The sequence below is a fragment of the Dietzia sp. KRD202 genome, from assembly GCF_017168155.1.
Classification (GTDB): Bacteria; Actinomycetota; Actinomycetes; order Mycobacteriales; family Mycobacteriaceae; genus Dietzia; species Dietzia kunjamensis.
Map to the genome: position 1 here is coordinate 47,626 of NZ_JABFAN010000018.1, position 16,747 is coordinate 64,372.

The 16,747-nt window shown below is 72.2% G+C and carries 17 protein-coding genes; 14 read left to right on the forward strand and 3 right to left on the reverse strand.

Features of this window, described 5'->3' with window-relative positions; genetic code table 11:
- The first annotated feature begins 8 nt into the window (after positions 1-8).
- From rplM to glmM, 3 genes are all read left to right on the forward strand, one after another.
- Positions 9-452: a 50S ribosomal protein L13 gene (rplM, locus tag J1M64_RS14080; RefSeq protein ID WP_007627425.1), complete on the forward strand. Its 444-nt coding sequence runs from the start codon at positions 9-11 to the stop codon at positions 450-452.
- On the forward strand, positions 449-991 hold the full coding sequence (rpsI, locus tag J1M64_RS20230; protein ID WP_069389715.1) for a 30S ribosomal protein S9: 543 nt from the start codon (positions 449-451) through the stop codon (positions 989-991). Before rplM ends, rpsI begins: the two co-directional genes overlap by 4 nt.
- Before the next feature lie 158 nt (positions 992-1,149).
- The gene (glmM, locus tag J1M64_RS14090) at positions 1,150-2,508 is read left to right on the forward strand and encodes a phosphoglucosamine mutase (RefSeq protein ID WP_119192247.1); all 1,359 of its coding nucleotides are present in this window, start codon (positions 1,150-1,152) and stop codon (positions 2,506-2,508) included.
- 73 nt (positions 2,509-2,581) lie between these two features.
- Here the strand turns inward: glmM and J1M64_RS14095 are convergent, their stop codons facing one another.
- Positions 2,582-3,454, reverse strand: a complete 873-nt coding sequence (locus J1M64_RS14095; RefSeq protein WP_241504458.1) for a dienelactone hydrolase family protein — start codon at positions 3,452-3,454, stop codon at positions 2,582-2,584.
- A gap of 73 nt (positions 3,455-3,527) precedes the next feature.
- Here J1M64_RS14095 and glmS point away from each other — a divergent pair, with 73 nt between their 5' ends.
- Genes glmS through tsaD form a run of 8 tightly spaced genes read left to right on the forward strand, consistent with a single transcriptional unit; the run spans position 3,528 to position 12,323 of the window.
- Entirely contained in the window at positions 3,528-5,384 is a 1,857-nt protein-coding gene (glmS, locus tag J1M64_RS14100) for a glutamine--fructose-6-phosphate transaminase (isomerizing) (RefSeq protein ID WP_069389716.1), read from the forward strand.
- A gap of 19 nt (positions 5,385-5,403) precedes the next feature.
- Complete coding sequence (locus J1M64_RS14105) at positions 5,404-7,017, forward strand: bifunctional ADP-dependent NAD(P)H-hydrate dehydratase/NAD(P)H-hydrate epimerase (RefSeq protein WP_206474519.1); 1,614 nt, start codon at positions 5,404-5,406, stop codon at positions 7,015-7,017.
- A 29-nt stretch (positions 7,018-7,046) separates the two neighbouring features.
- Positions 7,047-8,234: an alanine racemase gene (alr, locus tag J1M64_RS14110; RefSeq protein WP_374210682.1), complete on the forward strand. Its 1,188-nt coding sequence runs from the start codon at positions 7,047-7,049 to the stop codon at positions 8,232-8,234.
- Positions 8,231-9,535: an alpha/beta fold hydrolase gene (locus J1M64_RS14115; protein ID WP_241261566.1), complete on the forward strand. Its 1,305-nt coding sequence runs from the start codon at positions 8,231-8,233 to the stop codon at positions 9,533-9,535. The genes alr and J1M64_RS14115 overlap by 4 nt, the downstream gene beginning before the upstream one ends.
- Positions 9,532-10,053 (forward strand): tRNA (adenosine(37)-N6)-threonylcarbamoyltransferase complex ATPase subunit type 1 TsaE, encoded by a 522-nt coding sequence (locus tag J1M64_RS14120; protein WP_119192249.1) that lies wholly within the window; start codon positions 9,532-9,534, stop codon positions 10,051-10,053. The genes J1M64_RS14115 and J1M64_RS14120 overlap by 4 nt, the downstream gene beginning before the upstream one ends.
- A gap of 4 nt (positions 10,054-10,057) precedes the next feature.
- Positions 10,058-10,777, forward strand: a complete 720-nt coding sequence (gene tsaB, locus J1M64_RS14125; protein WP_206474521.1) for a tRNA (adenosine(37)-N6)-threonylcarbamoyltransferase complex dimerization subunit type 1 TsaB — start codon at positions 10,058-10,060, stop codon at positions 10,775-10,777.
- Positions 10,778-10,830: 53 nt separating this feature from the next.
- Positions 10,831-11,289 carry a ribosomal protein S18-alanine N-acetyltransferase gene (rimI, locus tag J1M64_RS14130; RefSeq protein ID WP_119192282.1) on the forward strand — a complete coding sequence of 153 codons (459 nt, stop codon included), beginning with the start codon at positions 10,831-10,833 and terminating at the stop codon, positions 11,287-11,289.
- 8 nt (positions 11,290-11,297) lie between these two features.
- Positions 11,298-12,323 carry a tRNA (adenosine(37)-N6)-threonylcarbamoyltransferase complex transferase subunit TsaD gene (gene tsaD, locus J1M64_RS14135; RefSeq protein WP_119192251.1) on the forward strand — a complete coding sequence of 342 codons (1,026 nt, stop codon included), beginning with the start codon at positions 11,298-11,300 and terminating at the stop codon, positions 12,321-12,323.
- Here tsaD and J1M64_RS14140 read toward each other — a convergent pair.
- Positions 12,320-12,694 carry a DUF4190 domain-containing protein gene (locus J1M64_RS14140; protein WP_096905925.1) on the reverse strand — a complete coding sequence of 125 codons (375 nt, stop codon included), beginning with the start codon at positions 12,692-12,694 and terminating at the stop codon, positions 12,320-12,322. The genes tsaD and J1M64_RS14140 overlap by 4 nt on opposite strands.
- A 9-nt stretch (positions 12,695-12,703) precedes the next feature.
- Complete coding sequence (locus J1M64_RS14145) at positions 12,704-13,543, reverse strand: formate/nitrite transporter family protein (protein ID WP_119192253.1); 840 nt, start codon at positions 13,541-13,543, stop codon at positions 12,704-12,706.
- A gap of 350 nt (positions 13,544-13,893) precedes the next feature.
- Here J1M64_RS14145 and groES point away from each other — a divergent pair, with 350 nt between their 5' ends.
- From groES to J1M64_RS14160, 3 genes are all read left to right on the forward strand, one after another.
- Positions 13,894-14,181 (forward strand): co-chaperone GroES, encoded by a 288-nt coding sequence (gene groES / locus J1M64_RS14150; protein WP_069389996.1) that lies wholly within the window; start codon positions 13,894-13,896, stop codon positions 14,179-14,181.
- 122 nt (positions 14,182-14,303) lie between these two features.
- Positions 14,304-15,926: a chaperonin GroEL gene (gene groL / locus J1M64_RS14155; protein WP_119192254.1), complete on the forward strand. Its 1,623-nt coding sequence runs from the start codon at positions 14,304-14,306 to the stop codon at positions 15,924-15,926.
- Between the two features lie 274 nt (positions 15,927-16,200).
- A partial coding sequence (locus J1M64_RS14160) for a sigma-70 family RNA polymerase sigma factor (protein ID WP_206474522.1) occupies positions 16,201-16,747 on the forward strand: 547 nt, incomplete at its 3' end.

Here is a 16,747-nt window from a genome sequence, read left to right on the forward strand (position 1 = left end):
TATCGCCTGTGTCCACGTACACCCCCAAGCCCGGGGACGTGACGCGCGCCTGGTACGTCATCGACGCCACTGATGTGGTTCTCGGTCGACTCGCCGTCCAGGTCGCCAACATCCTCCGTGGCAAGCACAAGCCGCAGTTCGCCCCGAACGCCGACACCGGCGACTTCGTCATCATCATCAACGCCGACAAGGTCGCGATCTCGTCCAACAAGCGTGACCGCGTGGTGCAGCACCGCCACTCCGGTTTCCCGGGCGGCCTGAAGTCGCAGACCCTGGGCAAGGCCATGGACACCCGTCCCGACCGCGTCGTCGAGAAGGCCGTCAAGGGCATGCTGCCGAGCAACAAGCTCGGCCGTGCCGTCGCCTCCAAGCTCAAGGTGTACGCGGGTCCCGATCACCCGCACGCCGCCCAGCAGCCCGTGCCCTTCGAGATCAAGCAGGTGGCCCAGTGACCGACGAGAACATCACCCCCGAGGCCGAGGTTGCCGACGACGTGGTGGCGGACCTCGCCGCCGAGGTCGCCGAGGACTACAGCGAGGCCGACTACGCCGGTGGCACCGACTTCGTCGCCGACGCCGACGCCCAGCTGGGGTCGACCGTCACCTCCGGTCCGGCCCAGGCCGTCGGACGTCGCAAGGAAGCCGTCGCCCGCGTGCGCCTGCTCCCCGGTTCCGGCCAGTTCACCCTGAACGGCCGCACCCTCGAGGAGTACTTCCCGAACAAGGTGCACCAGCAGCTCGTCAAGTCGCCGCTGGTCCTCGTCGAGCGCGACGAGCAGTTCGACATCGTGGCACTGCTCCACGGTGGCGGCCCCTCGGGTCAGGCCGGCGCGCTGCGTCTGGCCATCGCCCGCGCGCTCATCCAGTACTCGCCGGACGACCGCCCGGCGCTCAAGAAGGCGGGCTTCCTCACGCGCGACGCCCGTGCCGTCGAGCGCAAGAAGGCCGGCCTCAAGAAGGCCCGTAAGGCCCCGCAGTACTCGAAGCGCTGATCCACCCGGGTCGCGTCACCGGAGCAGGCCCCTGCGTATGCGGGGGCCTGCTCCGGTCCATTTGCCCACTGCACTGTGGGTCGGGGTTATCCTGACCCGGCCATTCACGCCCACCGTCCGCGGCGGGGCGAACCACCACCCCCGGAGGACCACACGATATGACGCGACTGTTCGGCACCGACGGGGTCCGCGGACTCGCCAACCGGACCCTCACCGTCGACCTGGCCGTGCGCCTGGGGGCGGCCGCCGCGGCGGTCCTGGCGACCGAGGTCGAGCCGTCGCCCCGGCGGTCCGGATCCCGGCCCGTCGCCGTCGTCGGCCGTGACCCCCGTGTCTCCGGGGAGATGCTCGAGGCCGCCCTGGCCGCCGGCCTGGCGAGTCAGGGCGTCGATGTCCTGCTCGTGGGCGAGTTGCCGACCCCGGCCGTCGCCCACCTCACGGCCCAGCACGAGGCCGAGCTGGGTGCCGTGATCTCCGCCTCGCACAACGCGATGCCGGACAACGGCATCAAGTTCTTCGCCGCCGGGGGCCACAAGCTGGCCGACGAGGTGGAGGACCGTGTCGAGGCCGCCCTCACCGACGGTGCCATCACCGGACCGACCGGCTCAGCGATCGGCCGTATCTCGCGGGCGCCGCAGGAGGACGCCCTGGACGGCTATGTCCGGCACCTGCTCGATGCCACGCCGGGCCGGTTGGACGGGCTCGTCGTCGTCGTCGACTGCGCCAACGGCGCCGCCAGCGCGGCGGCCCCGCGTGCCTACCGCGAGGCCGGCGCCACGGTGATCGAGATCCACGCCAGCCCCGACGGCTACAACATCAACGACAACTGCGGTTCCACCCACCTCGACGACGTCCGCGCCGCGGTGCGCGCGCACGGCGCCGACCTGGGCCTGGCGCACGACGGCGACGCGGACCGGTGTCTGGCCATCGACGCCTCCGGCGAGGTTGTCGACGGCGACCAGATCATGGCGATCCTGGCCCTGGCGATGCGCGACTCCGGGGAACTCGTCGGCAACACACTGGTGGCCACCATCATGAGCAACCTGGGGCTCAAGGTCGCCATGCGGGAGGCCGGGATCGAGATCACCGAGACCAAGGTGGGCGACCGCTACGTCCTCGAGCGTCTGCGCGAGGGTGGGTACAGCCTCGGCGGCGAACAGTCCGGGCACCTCGTGCTGCCCGCCCACGCCACCACCGGTGACGGCGTGCTCACCGGGTTGCGCCTCATGGCCCGCATGGCGGAGACCGGCAAGTCGCTGGCCGAGCTCGCCGGGGTCATGACCGTGCTGCCGCAGGTCCTCGTCAACGTGCCGGTCGAGGACAAGGCCGCAGTCGTGGCATCCGGGGCGGTCTGTGACGCCGTGGTGGGGGAGGAGCGCAGGCTCGGCTCCACAGGCCGCGTGCTTCTGCGTCCCTCCGGCACCGAGCAGCTCGTCCGCGTGATGGTCGAGGCGGAGGACGCGAACCTGGCCGGCGAGGTCGCCGAGCGCCTGGCGGGCGTGGTCGCCGCCGTGTGACCGGCCGGGCCCGTGCGCTCTCCGGCGCCGGGCCCCGGCGACCGGGCCCCACGGGCCGGGCACCGGAGGGCGATCAGCCGCCCGTGAAGGACTTGACCAGCTTGAGCATCGGCGGGGCGCTGGCGAGCAGGTCGTCGGCCTCCTCGTCGAGCATCTCGTGGGTGACCGTGACGGTGCCCTTGAACTCCGCCTCCGGATCGGCGAACGCGGCATAGGTGTCGTCGTCGGTCAGGGTGGCCAGCAGGTACCCCGCCAGCAGCGGGCGCACGGCCCGATGGGTGCGGAGGTCGGGGTCCGCCAACCCGACCCGCTCGAGAAGCGGGTTGCGCTCGACCAGACCCGTCTCGATCGCCTTCTCCAGGCGTCGGTGTACCAGGTCGCCGCGCCACAGGCGCTGCAGATCGCGGGCGTCCTCGGAGTGGACCCCGCCCGCACCCGAGAGCAGCAGGGCGGGGGCGTCGACGGTCATCGCCCGATCGGCGGCCGAGGGCACGGTCTCGGTGGGGAAGACCATGACCACCCCGTCGATGTCGGTGCGCTGGGAGGCCAGCAGCGCGGCGACCCCGCCGCCGAGACCGTGCCCGGCCACGGCGATCCGGTGTGGATCTGCCCGGACGGCCCCACGGCCCAGGGTGGCCTGGAGGACGTCCTCCAGCGCGGCGGACAGGTGATCCGCGTAGTGCTGGTGGTTCGGCCTCAGGCCGCGGTCCGAGGCGGGCGCCACCACCACGAACCCCCACGACGCGAGATGCTTGAGGGTGTCGACGTAGTGCTCGGGCCCCCTGGTCCAGTCGTGGGCCCAACCCACGAGCGGGGCCGGCGACGGAGCGCCGCGGGGGACGAACACGACCCCCGGCGTCCCGGTGAAACCGAGGTCGCCCCTGTCGACACCGTAGGGGCCGCGTCGGGACACCTGGGCGAGCAGTTCCTTCGTCTTCTTGGCCACGATGGCCACAGTATCGCCTCGGGGGCGACGAAGGGGCGAGGGTCCCCGGACTGCGTGGCTACACTTAGCGGCCATGTGCGGAATCGTCGGATATGTCGGGCACAGGCCCGCCCTCCCTGTCGTCGTCGAGGCCCTGCGGCGGATGGAGTACCGCGGCTACGACTCGGCTGGTGTCGCCGTCCTCGACGGCGCGGGCACCTCCCGGGTCGAGAAGAAGGAGGGCAAGCTCGCCAACCTCGAGGCGGAGCTCACGGCGGCGGGCGGGGGCGGGTTCCCGGGTACCACCGGCATCGGCCACACCCGCTGGGCCACCCACGGTCGCCCGAGCGACCGGAACGCCCACCCGCACGTCTCGGGCGACGTCGCGATCGTGCACAACGGCATCATCGAGAACTTCGCCCCGCTGCGCGCGGAGCTCGAGGCCGCCGGGGTCGATCTGGAGTCCGACACCGACTCGGAGGTGGCCGCCCACCTGGTGCGGTGCGAGATGGAGTCGGGCCGCAGCGGCGGTGACTTCGTCGCCGCGTGCCGCACCGTGCTCCGCCGCCTCGAGGGCGCGTTCACCCTTGTCTTCAGTCACGCGGCCCACCCGGACGTCCTGGTGGCCGCGCGCCGCTCGACCCCGCTGGTGCTGGGCGTCGGCGAAGGCGAGATGTTCCTCGGTTCCGACGTCGCGGCGTTCATCGAGCACACCCGCGAGGCGGTCGAGCTCGGCCAGGACAACGTCGTGGTGTTGCGGGCCGACTCCTACGAGATCACCGACTTCGCCGGTGAGCCCAGCGAGGGGCGCCCCTTCCACATCGACTGGGATCTCGCCGCCGCCGAGAAGGGCGGTTACGACTACTTCATGCTCAAGGAGATCGCCGAGCAGCCGCAGGCGGTCGCCGACACGCTGCTGGGCCATTTCCAGAACGGCCGCATCGTGTTGGACGAGCAGCGGATGACCGACCAGGACCTGAGGGACATCGACAAGGTGTTCATCGTCGCCTGCGGCAGCGCCTATCACTCCGGCATGGTCGCCAAGTACGCGATCGAGCACTGGACGCGCCTGCCATGCGAGGTCGAGATCGCCTCGGAGTTCCGTTATCGCGACCCGGTCCTGGACCGTTCCACGCTGGTGGTGGCCATCTCCCAGTCCGGCGAGACCGCGGACACCCTCGAGGCGGTCCGCCACGCCAAGTCCCAGAAGGCGCGCGTCCTGGCCGTGTGCAACACCAACGGCTCGCAGATCCCGCGCGAGGCTGACGCCGTCCTGTACACGCACGCCGGTCCCGAGATCGGTGTGGCGTCGACGAAGGCGTACCTGGCGCAGATCACCGCCAACTACCTCGTGGGCCTCGCGCTCGCGCAGGCCCGCGGCACCAAGTACCCGGACGAGGTCGCCGCCGAGTTCCGTCAACTCGAGCAGATGCCGCACGAGATCCAGAAGGTCGTGGACTCCCTCGACCCGGTCCGCGGGATCGCCCGGGAGCTCGCCGGCGCCAAGTCGGTGCTGTTCCTGGGGCGCCACGTCGGCTACCCGACGGCCCTCGAGGGCGCGCTCAAGCTCAAGGAGCTCGCGTACATGCACGCCGAGGGCTTCCCGGCGGGCGAACTCAAGCACGGGCCCATCGCGCTCATCGAGGAGGGCCTGCCGGTCTTCATCGTGATGCCGCCGGTCGAGGGCCGCGGGGTGCTGCACTCGAAGCTGGTGAGCAACATCCAGGAGATCCGGGCCCGCGGCGCGCGGACCATCGTGATCGCCGAGGAGGGTGACGACGTCGTCCGGCCGCTGTCGGACTACTTCATCCCGATCCCGGCGTCGACCACTCTCCTGCAGCCGCTGCTGGCCACCATCCCGTACCAGGCGTTCGCGGCCGAGGTCGCGGCCGCGCGGGGGTACGACGTGGACAAGCCGCGGAACCTCGCCAAGTCCGTCACGGTCGAGTAGGACGGCGGGGGCCACGGCAATGAGGCGCGCTCACCCGGTCGGGCAGATCAGGGATGCCGAGCGCCCGCTCATCGCCGCCGCCGCAGCCTCCGGGGACCCGGATGCGGTGATGCGCCGTGCCGCGGCCGGGGTGGCCCACCACACCGCCGTCCTCCTGAGGGAGCGCACCGGGGGCCTCTATGGCCGGACGGTGCAGTTGCTGGTCGGTGCCGGCGACAACGGGGGCGACGCGCTCTACGCCGGCGCGATGCTCCGGGCCCGTGGCTGTCGCGTCGACGCCGTGATGCTCGACCCGGACCGCGCACACGCTCGCGGACTGGTCGCCCTGCGCCGTGTCGGCGGGCGGATCCACGACACGGAGTCGGTGGGCTCTCGTCTTCCGGTCCCGGATGTCGCCGTCGACGGCGTGGTGGGCCTGGGCGGACGCGGACCGCTGCGCCAGCCGGCCGACCGGATCGTCAACGGCCTGGCCGCGGCCGGGGTTCCGTGGGTGGCAGTGGATCTGCCCAGCGGGGTCGACGCCGACACCGGCACCGTCCACGACGCCCACGTTCCCGCCACCCTCACCGTGACGTTCGGGCTGCTGCGGCGGGCCCACTTGCTGGCTTCGCCGGTGTGCGGCCGCGTCGAGGTGGTGGATATCGGCCTCATCGATCCCACGGATCCCGTGCAGGCGCGTCGTCTGCAGATGCAGGAGCGCGTGCCGGACTATCTGAGCGCCGGTCCGAACACTGTCGTCGCCCACTCCCGCGCCGAGGTGGGGCGCACGTGGCCGGTGCCCGGCCCGGCCGACGACAAGTACACCCAGGGCGTCGTGGCCGTGCGCGCCGGATCCGACCGGTACCCGGGGGCGGCGGTGCTGTGTGCGTCCGCCGCGGTGGCGGCGACGTCGGGGATGGTGAGGTACGTCGGATCCGCCGCGGGGGCGGTGCTCGCGGCCCGACCGGAGGTGGTGTGCCACCCGACGGTGGCCGAGGCCGGCACCGCCCAGGCGTGGGTGGTGGGGCCGGGCGGCGGGACGGGGACCGACGCGGTGGCCGACATCGACGCGGTCCTGTCGACGGGACGGCCCACCGTCCTCGACGCCGACGCCCTCACCTGCATCGCCACCCACCCCGTGCTGCTGCGCAGCGCCACCGCGCCCGTACTGCTCACCCCGCATGCCGGCGAGTTCGACCGCCTCACCGGTGGATGGGACCGCGGGGACCGCCCCGGCGCGCTGCGCCGCTTCGTCGCGGGTCTGCGCGAGCGCGGGATCGGGGCGACGGTGCTGCTCAAGGGGCGGGTCACCCTGATAGACGACGGCGAGACGACGTTCGCCGTGGATGTCGGTTCCTCGTGGGCCGCGACAGCGGGCTCGGGCGATGTCCTGGCCGGGATGGCGGGCGCGCTGCTGGCGAGCGGCATGGGTGTCGGTGGCATGGATGTAGGTGGCACGGTGGTCGGTGGCAGGGGCGTGGGCGGTTCCGTTCCCGGGGAGTCGTTGGCGTGGCCGGCGGTCGCGGCCGCGACGGCGCACGGGGAGGCCGCGCGGCGGGCCGCGCACCGCCAGGGAGTGGCGGGTGCGCCGATCGGGGCCTCCGATCTGCTGGCAGCAGTGCCGGGAGCGATCTCCGCCCTGCGGGGGGCGTGAATCGCCCACCGGTGGTGCTTTTTGGCAGTATTGACGAAATGGGTCCAGTTGTCCCCCCGGCGCCGTGCCGCGCCGAGATCGATCTGGACGCGATCGAGCACAACAGTCGCGTCCTGGTCCGAGCTGCGCGCGGGGCGCGGGTCATGGCCGTGGTCAAGGCGGACGCCTATGGTCACGGGGCCGTCCCGGTCTCACTGGCCGCACTGCGCGGTGGCGCGCACGCCCTCGGCGTGACGACCATCGCGGAGGCGACGCAGCTTCGGTCGGCGGGGATCGGGGCCGAGATCCTGGCGTGGCTCTACTCGGCGTCCGATGACGTCCGGTCGGCCCTGGAGGCCGACATCGACCTCGCCGTCCCGAGCCCGGGTCACCTCGACACCGTTCTCGAGGCCGCCCGACGTACCGGACGCCGCGCGCGGATCACCCCCAAGATCGACACGGGTCTCGCCCGGTCGGGCATCGCGTTGGAGGACTGGCCGGTCGTGCTCGAGCGGCTGGTCGCGGCGACCGCCGGCGGTCTCGTCGAGGTGACGGGGTTGATGGCGCACTTCGCCCACGCCGATGATCCGGGCAACCCGGTGATCGACCTGCAGGTGGCCCGGCTGCACGAGTGCGTGTCCCTCGCGCGTGCCCGGGGGCTGGAGTGCCCGGTCAACCACCACGCCAACTCGGCGGCGACCCTGACCCGCCCCGAGGACGGTTTCGAGATGGTCCGGCCGGGGATCGCGCTCTACGGTCTCAACCCGGTCGAGGGCCTGGAGGCCGACCTGGTCCCGGCCATGACGTTCTCGGCGGAGGTCCTCCTGGTGAGGCGCGTGGCCGCCGGTCAGGGCGTGAGCTACGGGCACACGTGGCACGCCCCCCACGACACCACCGTTGCCCTGATCGCTGCCGGTTACGCCGACGGGGTGTGGCGGCTGCTGTCGGGCCGGATGGACGTCACGATCGGCGGACGCCGGTATCCGAACGTCGGCCGCGTCTGCATGGACCAGTTCGTCGTCGACCTCGGCCCGGAGCCCGCGACGCCGGTCCGGGTGGGGGACACCGCGGTGCTGTTCGGGAACGGGGCCGACGGCGGCCCCACGGCCGCCGAGTGGGCCAGGACGGTCGGCACCATCCACTACGAGGTGGTCACCGCGGTGCGGGGGCGAGCCGAGAGGCACCACGTCCTTCGTGCGTCACACGGTGCCGACCGGGGGCGGGAGGCCGCGATATGAGCGAGGACGACGACGACGGCGAGGTGACCGGTCGCAGCGGAAGGCCCCGGATCCGTCTGCCCAGACGCCCGGCCCGGTCCGCGGCCGAGGAGCCGGTGGAGATCCGACCACCCGAGGTCGTGGGGGGCGCGCCCGGGGATCTCGAGGCGATCAGGGAGCATATCCGGACCCCGGGAGGGCTGCGTGCGGGCCTGGGAGCCCTCGGTGCGGCCACGCTCGGTTCGGTGGTCACGCTGCTGCCCGGTCGACGGGCCAACGACCCGTGGGCCGGCGAGGACATGTGGGAACTCGGAGTGGACCGTGGCTCCATGGTCGCCGCCTCCGACGGTGTGCCGCTCGCGGTGCGGGAGGCCGGCCCCACCGATGCGCCGATGACCGTCGTGTTCGCCCACGGCTACACCCTGTCGATGGACAGCTGGCACTTCCAGCGGCGCCATCTCGCGGACCGGTTCGGCTCGGAGATCCGGATGGTGTTCTACGACCAGCGTGGACACGGGCTGAGCGGGATGAGTTCGAGGAAGAACTCCACCATCGACCAGCTGTCCCGGGACCTCGACACCGTCATCTCGGCGACAGCACCCACCGGTCCGGTGGTGGTGATCGGGCATTCCATGGGCGGGATGACCGCGATGGGCTATTGCGCCCGCCACCCGGAGGCCGTGCGGGAGCGCGTCCTGGGGGTCGGGCTGGTCGCCACCGCCATGGCCGAGCTCTCCGAAGCGGGGCTCGGCGCGGTGCTCGACAACAAATCCGTCGCGCGGCTCGCCGGTCTCGCGGGCCGGAGTCCCGGGGTGTTCACCAACGGCCGGCGGGCCCTCGGGGCGCTCATCTCGCCGTTCATCTACGGCGGGTCATTCGGTGACCCCGCCACGATGAGCCCGACCGTCGCCCGGTTCGTGGACAAGCTCATCGGTTCGACCGACGTGCTGACCATCGCCAACTTCTTCGAGACCCTCACCCAGCACGACGAGTCGGCCGCCGTGCCCGTCCTGCGGGACGTCCGCACGACCGTGCTGTGCGGTGACCGCGACCTGCTCACCCCGCTCGACCGGTCGGTCGACATCGTCGAGGAACTGCCGGACGCCGAGTTCGTGGTGGTCCCGGGAGCCGGGCACATGGTGATGCTGGAGGAGCCCGCCCACGTGTCCGAGGTTCTGGGGGACCTGGTGGCCGACGCGATCATCGAATGGCGGGAGAGGGAGCGTCGCGCCGGCGGCGTGGGCCGCGGCGCCACGCCCCCGCCGGACCGGGACGCCGGTGGGGAGACGGCCCCGTCCACCGACCACGACCGGGCCTCGTGACGATCCGCGTCCCCGGGGAGCGCGACCTGCCGACGGTGGAGGACACCCGAGCACTGGGCGCCGAGCTCGCCGGCCTGCTCCGGGCCGGCGACGTCGTGGTCCTCGACGGGCCCCTCGGCGCCGGCAAGACCGCCCTGACCACCGGGATCGCCGCCGGCCTGGGGGTACGCGGACGCGTCACCTCGCCGACCTTCGTCATCGCCCGTCGCCACGCCCCCGCGACGCCCGGCGGTCCGGGGTTGGTCCACGTCGACGCCTACCGGCTGCTCGGCGGCCAGGACCCGGACGGCCCGCAACCGACCAGGGGCGACCTGGCCGACGAGCTGGAGTCACTCGACCTCGACACGGCACTCGACAGCGACGTGGTGGTCGTCGAGTGGGGCGCCGGGTTCGTGGACTCCCTCGTCGAGGCGCCGCTGGTCGTGACCCTGCGCCGGCCCGAGGGAACCGATGTCCGGACGGCGACCTGGCACCGGGGCGCCTCGGACGGTCCCGCGCCCGGCCCGGCGGTACCCTGACCCCGTGCTCGTCCTCGCCGTAGACACCTCCACGCCCTTCGTCACCGCCGGGGTGTGCCGACTCGTGCCCGGCGACCGTGACCCGCAGGTGGAGGCACTGGCCACCCGGGTCACCGAGGACGCCCGCGCCCACGCTGAGCTGCTCACCCCGCACATCCTCGAGTGCCTCACCGCCGCGGGCCTCACGCCGGGCGAGCTCGACGCCGTGGTCGTGGGCATCGGTCCGGGACCGTTCACCGGCCTGCGCGTGGGGATGGCGACCGCCGCCGCGTTCGCCGACGCGATCTCCAGGCCGGTCCACGGGGTGTGTTCGCTGGACGGGCTCGCGGCCTCCGCGCGCGCCGCCGGGGCTGCCGGAGACCTCGTCGTCGTCACCGACGCCCGCCGCCGGGAGGCCTACCACGCCCGCTACTCCGCGGACGGCACACGGACCTCGGGCCCCACGGTGGGCCCCGCAGCCGGGATCGGCGTGGACGGCGTCGACCACCTGGTCGGCGACCCCGTACGCCTGGGGGAGGTCACCGCGGCCGCCGGTCACCTCCCAGCCGGGACCCTCGAGGCGGTCACCGCGCCCGGCCCCGCCGGCCTCGTCACCGTCGCCGCCCCCGACCTCCTCGCGGGCACGGTCCCGGCCCCGCTGGAACCGCTCTACCTGCGTCGGCCCGACGCCGTCCCGCCCCGGCGCGCCGCACCCTCGACCGCGCTGCGGGGGGTCCAGCGGTGACCGGGACGCCGCCGGACGCGATCGTGCACGACCATCTGGTCGCCGACGACGCCATGCGGTGCGCGGACCTCGAGAGGGTGCTGTTCCCTGCCGACGGTCCGTGGTCGGCGGCGGCGTTCCTGTCGGAGATCGGCTCCCGGCACACCCACTGCTTCGCGGCGCGGGCGGACGGGGTCCTCGTCGGTTACGCCGTGCTGGCCGTGCTCGGACCCGAGGGGGACCGTGAGTACGAGGTGCACACCATCGGGGTCGATCCGGCCCACCAGGGGCGGGGGATCGGGCGCACGCTGCTGCGCCGCATGCTCGAGGTGGCGGACGCGGACGCGGCGCCGGTGGTGCTGGACGTGCGGACCGACAACGTCCCGGCCCGCACCCTGTACGAGGCCCACGGGTTCGAGGTGGTGGGGCTGCGTCCCCGGTACTACCGGCCCAGCAGGGCCGACGCGCACCTCATGGTGCGGCCGGCGGGAGCCAGAGGACAGAACGACGCAGGGAAGGTGAGCGACCGGTGAGAACCGTCATGGGGATCGAGAGCTCGTGCGACGAGACGGGGGTCGCCGTCGCGCGCGTGCACGACGACGGCCGCGCCGAGTTGCTGTCCGACGTCGTCGCCTCGTCGATGTCCGAACACGCCCGGTTCGGCGGGGTGGTCCCGGAGATCGCCTCCCGCGCCCACCTCGAGGCGCTCGTGCCGACCGTCCGCGCCGCCCTCGCCGAGGCGGGGGTGGAGCGGCCGGACGCCGTCGCCGCCACCATCGGACCCGGCCTGTCCGGGGCGCTGCTCGTGGGGTCGTCCGCCGCCAAGGCCTATGCGGCCGCGTGGGGGGCCCCGTTCTACGCCGTCAACCACCTCGTCGGTCACGTCGCCGTCGCGGGCTTCGACGGTGACCCGCTTCCCGAGTGCGTGGCCCTGCTGGTCTCCGGTGGGCACACCCAGCTGCTGCACGTCCGCTCGCTCACCGAGCCGGTCGTCCAACTCGGGTCGACCGTCGACGACGCGGCCGGGGAGGCCTACGACAAGGTGGCCCGGCTGCTCGGCCTGGGGTACCCGGGCGGGCCCGTGATCGATCGGCTCGCGGGCACCGGTGACCCCGCGGCGATCGCCTTCCCGCGGGGGATGACCGGCCCGCGCGACGCCCGGCACGACTTCTCGTTCTCCGGGCTCAAGACCTCGGTCGCCCGACGCATCGAGGCCGCCGAACGCGACGGCGACCAGCTCGACGTGGCGGACGTCGCGGCCTCGTTCCAGGAGGCGGTGGCCGACGTGCTCACCATGAAGGCTGTCCGGGCCTGCACCGACCTGGGCGTGGACACCCTGCTCGTGGGTGGCGGGGTCGCCGCCAACTCGAGGTTGCGTGACCTCGCCGCGAGCAGGTGTGCCGACGCGGGCCTGACCCTGCGCGTCCCGCGGCCGCGGTTGTGCACCGACAACGGCGCGATGGTGGTGGGGGTCGCCTCCGCGCTCCTCGCCGCGGACGCGGACCCCAGCCCCCTGACCGTGGCGGCCGACCCCGGGCTGCCGGTCGAGGTCACCCAGGTCGCCTAGTAGCCGAGGAGTGCCATCCCCACGGTGGTGAACGTGAACGCCATCAGCAGGAACGCGGCGACCGCGGCCAGGCAGAGGTAGCCGATCACGAGGGCGGACACGGCCATCTCCCTTCCGGCCTCGCCGCTGCGGGTGATCTGCCTGAGGGACGTGTGTCCGATCGCGACCACGACGACCGCGACGGCGGCCGGGACCAGCGGCACGAACAGGCCGAGGAACGAGCCGAACACCACGTTCGCGACGGCGATCACGAGGGCGACGACGGCCAGTGTGTTGGTCCCGGGAGGGTGGAACGATCCCGGCGTGCCGTCGGACCCGGTTCGGCGGCGCGGCCCGTCGGGCCGATCCCCTGGCTTCTCGGGTGGGTGCATACGAGGAGGTCACTCCTGGGGTGGGTGGGTGTGGCCCGCCGGTGCCCCGGGGGAGCGGTCGACCCGCGTCCGTTGCGCGAAGTACAGTCCCAACCCCGCGAGGGTGATCCCGCCGATGAAGTTACCGACATGCACCGGGATCTGGTTCCACAGCAGCCAGTCGGCGATGCTCACATCGGCCCCGAGCATCATGCCCGCGGGGATCGTGAAGTGGTTGACGACCGCGTGCTCGTAACCGAGCGCGAAGAACGTGAGGATCGGCAGCCAGATGGCGAGGATCTTGCCCGAGGTGCTCGTGGAGGAGAACGACATGATCACGCCGAGCGCGACCAGCCAGTTGCACAGCACGGCGCTCAACGTCACCCAACCGAGTCCGGTGACGACGCCGGCCTCCTTGTAGGCCACCGTCTTCTCCACTGCGAGGTCCACCAGGCCCTGGGCCCCGGTGGCGTCGGGTTCGGTCCCCATCCCGGTGAGCACGGAGGTCAGCATCCACGCCGCCGCGAGCCCGCCGACAGTGTGCCCGAGGATCATCCAGCCGAAGATCCGTAGGCAGTCGCGCGCCCGGATGCGGCCCTCCATCGCGGCCAGCGGGACCAGCCCGTAGGCGCCGGTGACGAGTTCCCAGCCGAGCAGGACGACCATGGTGAGGCCCAGTGGGAAGAGCACGGCGCCGAGGATCGCCACTCCGGTCGCCTCGGTGGCCACGACGGCCAGAAGGGTGGCCGCGCCGAGCAGGTAGACGGCGAGGAAGCCGCGGAGGGCCAGTTGCCACCCCGGGGCGTCGGCTTTCGCCTCCCCGCCCTCGACTGCGGCGGTGACGATGTCCGGGGGCGCGACTGCGGTCATTTCTGGGCCTCGCTGTACTCGATCGGGATCGGGTCGGGCAGAGGGGGTGGTCCGGTTGATGTCCGTGCGGTGCGGGTGAGCCTACCCGCGGCGCAGGCCCGCGCCGAGCGTTCTCCGATCCCCGTCGGACCCCGATGGCGGCGAACCCGCACGCGGTTTCCTTGAGTGCTGGCACTCGCCTGTGTAGAGTGCCAATAGACACGGAGCTCCGAGGGCGCCACCCGCGACGGTGCACGCGGCAGCCCGGGTCGTACATAAACCACGGGCCGCCTTCCGGCGTCCCGATCTGTCCAACCACACTCCGAGTCGCCCGGCATCCGGGCGGCCACACCCCATACGGGAGGATCATCGTGGCGATCAAGCCGCTTGAGGACAAGATTCTCGTCCAGGCCCTCGAGGCCGAGACCACCACGGCGTCGGGGCTCGTCATCCCGGACACCGCCAAGGAGAAGCCCCAGGAGGGCACCGTCGTCGCGGTCGGCAAGGGCCGCTTCGACGAGGACGGCGACCGCATCCCCATGGACATCAAGGAGGGGGACAAGGTCATCTACTCGAAGTACGGCGGCACCGAGATCAAGTACGAGGGCAAGGAGTACCTGATCCTCTCCTCGCGTGACGTCCTCGCCGTCATCGACTGACGTGAGCTGTTGACCCCCGCCCCGGCGGCGCCGGCCAGAGCCAGGCACCACCGGGGCGGAGGTGTCTCACCCCGCGGTACCCGCCCGTCACGACCACCCACTTCCCTCCAGGAGTTCCATCGATGTCCAAATTGATCGCGTTCGACGAGGAGGCCCGCAAGGGCATGCTCGCCGGTGTCGACGAGCTCGCCGACACAGTCAAGGTCACGCTCGGCCCGAAGGGCCGTCACGTCGTGCTCGCCAAGGCCTTCGGCGGGCCCACCGTCACCAATGACGGTGTCTCCATCGCCCGCGAGATCGAGCTCTCCGAGCCGTTCGCGAACCTCGGCGCACAGCTGGTCAAGAGTGTCGCCACCAAGACCAACGACGTCGCGGGCGACGGCACCACCACCGCCACCGTGCTCGCCCAGGCACTCATCCGCCAGGGGCTGCGCAACGTGGCCGCCGGCTCCAACCCGATGGCGATGGGCAAGGGCATCGAGAAGGCCTCCGCCGCCGTCGTGGAGTTCCTCCGCGCGGCAGCGACACCGGTCTCCGGCTCGGACGCCGTCTCGCAGGTGGCGACCGTCTCGTCGCGTGACCCCGAGATCGGTCGCATGGTCGCCGAGGCCATGGACGCCGTCGGAGTCAACGGCGTCGTCTCCGTCGAGGAGTCCCAGGGGCTGCACACCGAGGTGTCGGTCACCGAGGGCATCGCCTTCGACAAGGGCTTCCTCTCGCCGTACTTCGTCACCGACCCCGACGAGCAGAAGGCCATCCACGAGGACGTGCTGATCCTGATCCACCGGGAGAAGATCAGCTCCCTGCCGGATCTGCTGCCGCTGCTGGAGAAGGTCGCCGAGACCGGCAAGCCGCTGCTCATCATCGCGGAGGACGTCGACGGCGAGGCGCTGTCGACCCTCGTGGTCAACTCGATCCGCAAGACCCTCAAGGTCGTCGCGATCAAGGCCCCGTTCTTCGGTGACCGGCGCAAGGCCTTCCAGGAGGACCTGGCGATCGTCACCAAGGGGCAGGTCATCAGTCCCGACCTGGGCATGAAGCTGTCGGAGTGCGGCCTGGACGTGCTCGGTCAGGCCCGGCGGGTGACCGTGTCCAAGGACGACACGATCATCGTGGACGGTGCCGGCGACCAGGCGGACGTCGACGCCCGCGTCGCGCAGCTGCGCCGCGAGGCCGAGGCCACCGACTCCGACTGGGACCGCGAGAAGCTCGAGGAGCGCGTCGCGAAGCTCGCCGGCGGTGTCGCCGTGATCCGCGTGGGTGCGGCCACCGAGACCGAGTTGACCGAACGCAAGCTCCGCGTCGAGGACGCCGTCAACTCGGCCAAGGCGGCCGTGGAAGAGGGCGTCATCGCCGGCGGTGGCTCCGTGTTGGTCCAGGCGGCCGCGGCACTCGAGCGGCTCGCCGCCGACACCGCCGACGCCGACGAGGCGGTCGGGGTGAACGTGGTCCGCAAGGCGCTGTCCGCCCCGCTGTTCTGGATCGCCGCCAATGCCGGCGAGGACGGCTCCGTCGTGGTGAGCAAGGTCTCCGAGATGGGCCCGCGCGACGGCTTCAACGCCGCCGTGGGGGAGTACGGTGACCTGGTCTCCGCCGGGATCATCGACCCGGTGAAGGTCACCTCCTCCGCCGTGGTCAACGCCTGCTCGGTCGCCCGTATGGTCCTCACGACCGAGACGGCGATCGTCGAGAAGCCCGAGGAAAAGGGCGCCGGCGGCCACTCGCACGCCGGTCACTCGCACTGATCGCGTCCGGCCTCCCGGGCCCCGCTCTCCGCGCCGCGGGGGACGGGGCCCGGCCCCGTTCCGGGCCGGTCACGTGGTCCCGCACGCCCCCCAGCGGTTACGCTTGGCGCTCAGCAGTGGTCCCACGACCCAGGGGTCACACGCCTGTTCTGAGCCCGAGCCACATCGGCCGCTGACGGGCCGGGACGTGGGATCCGTCGTGACGTGCGTCGCGACTCGAGAGAAAGGCCGTGCCCCGTAACACATCCGTGTAACACGGGGCCCCCGTAATCCGATGACAGGTATAGCAGACGAGTTGGAACTCGCCGTAGCCGAGGCGGTCAAGGGTGACCGTGTCGCTGCCACGCGGGTGCTGGAGCTCGTGCGGCCCGGTGTGGTGCGGTATTGCCGTTCCCGCGTCGGTGGCTCGGAGAGGGTCAACCTGTCTGCTGACGATGTCGCCCAGGAGGTTCTCATCGCGGTTCTCTCGGCTCTGCCGGGGTACCGGGACCAGGGACGTCCCTTCATGGCCTTCGTGTACGGGATCGCGGCCCACAAGGTCGCGGACGCCCATCGTGGCGCCGCGCGGAACAAGTCCGACCCCGTGGAGTACCTCCCCGAGGTGCTCTCGACCGACACGGGGCCGGAGGACCACGTCCTCGACGGCGAGGTGTCGAGAGCGGTGAGCCGCCTCCTCGGCACGCTGCCCGAGAAGCAGAGGGAGATCATCCGGCTACGTGTGGTGGTCGGACTCTCCGCGGAGGAGACCGCGGAGATCGTCGACAGTACGGCCGGCGCCGTGCGCGTCGCCCAACACCGGGCGATGAAGCAGCTCCGGGCGA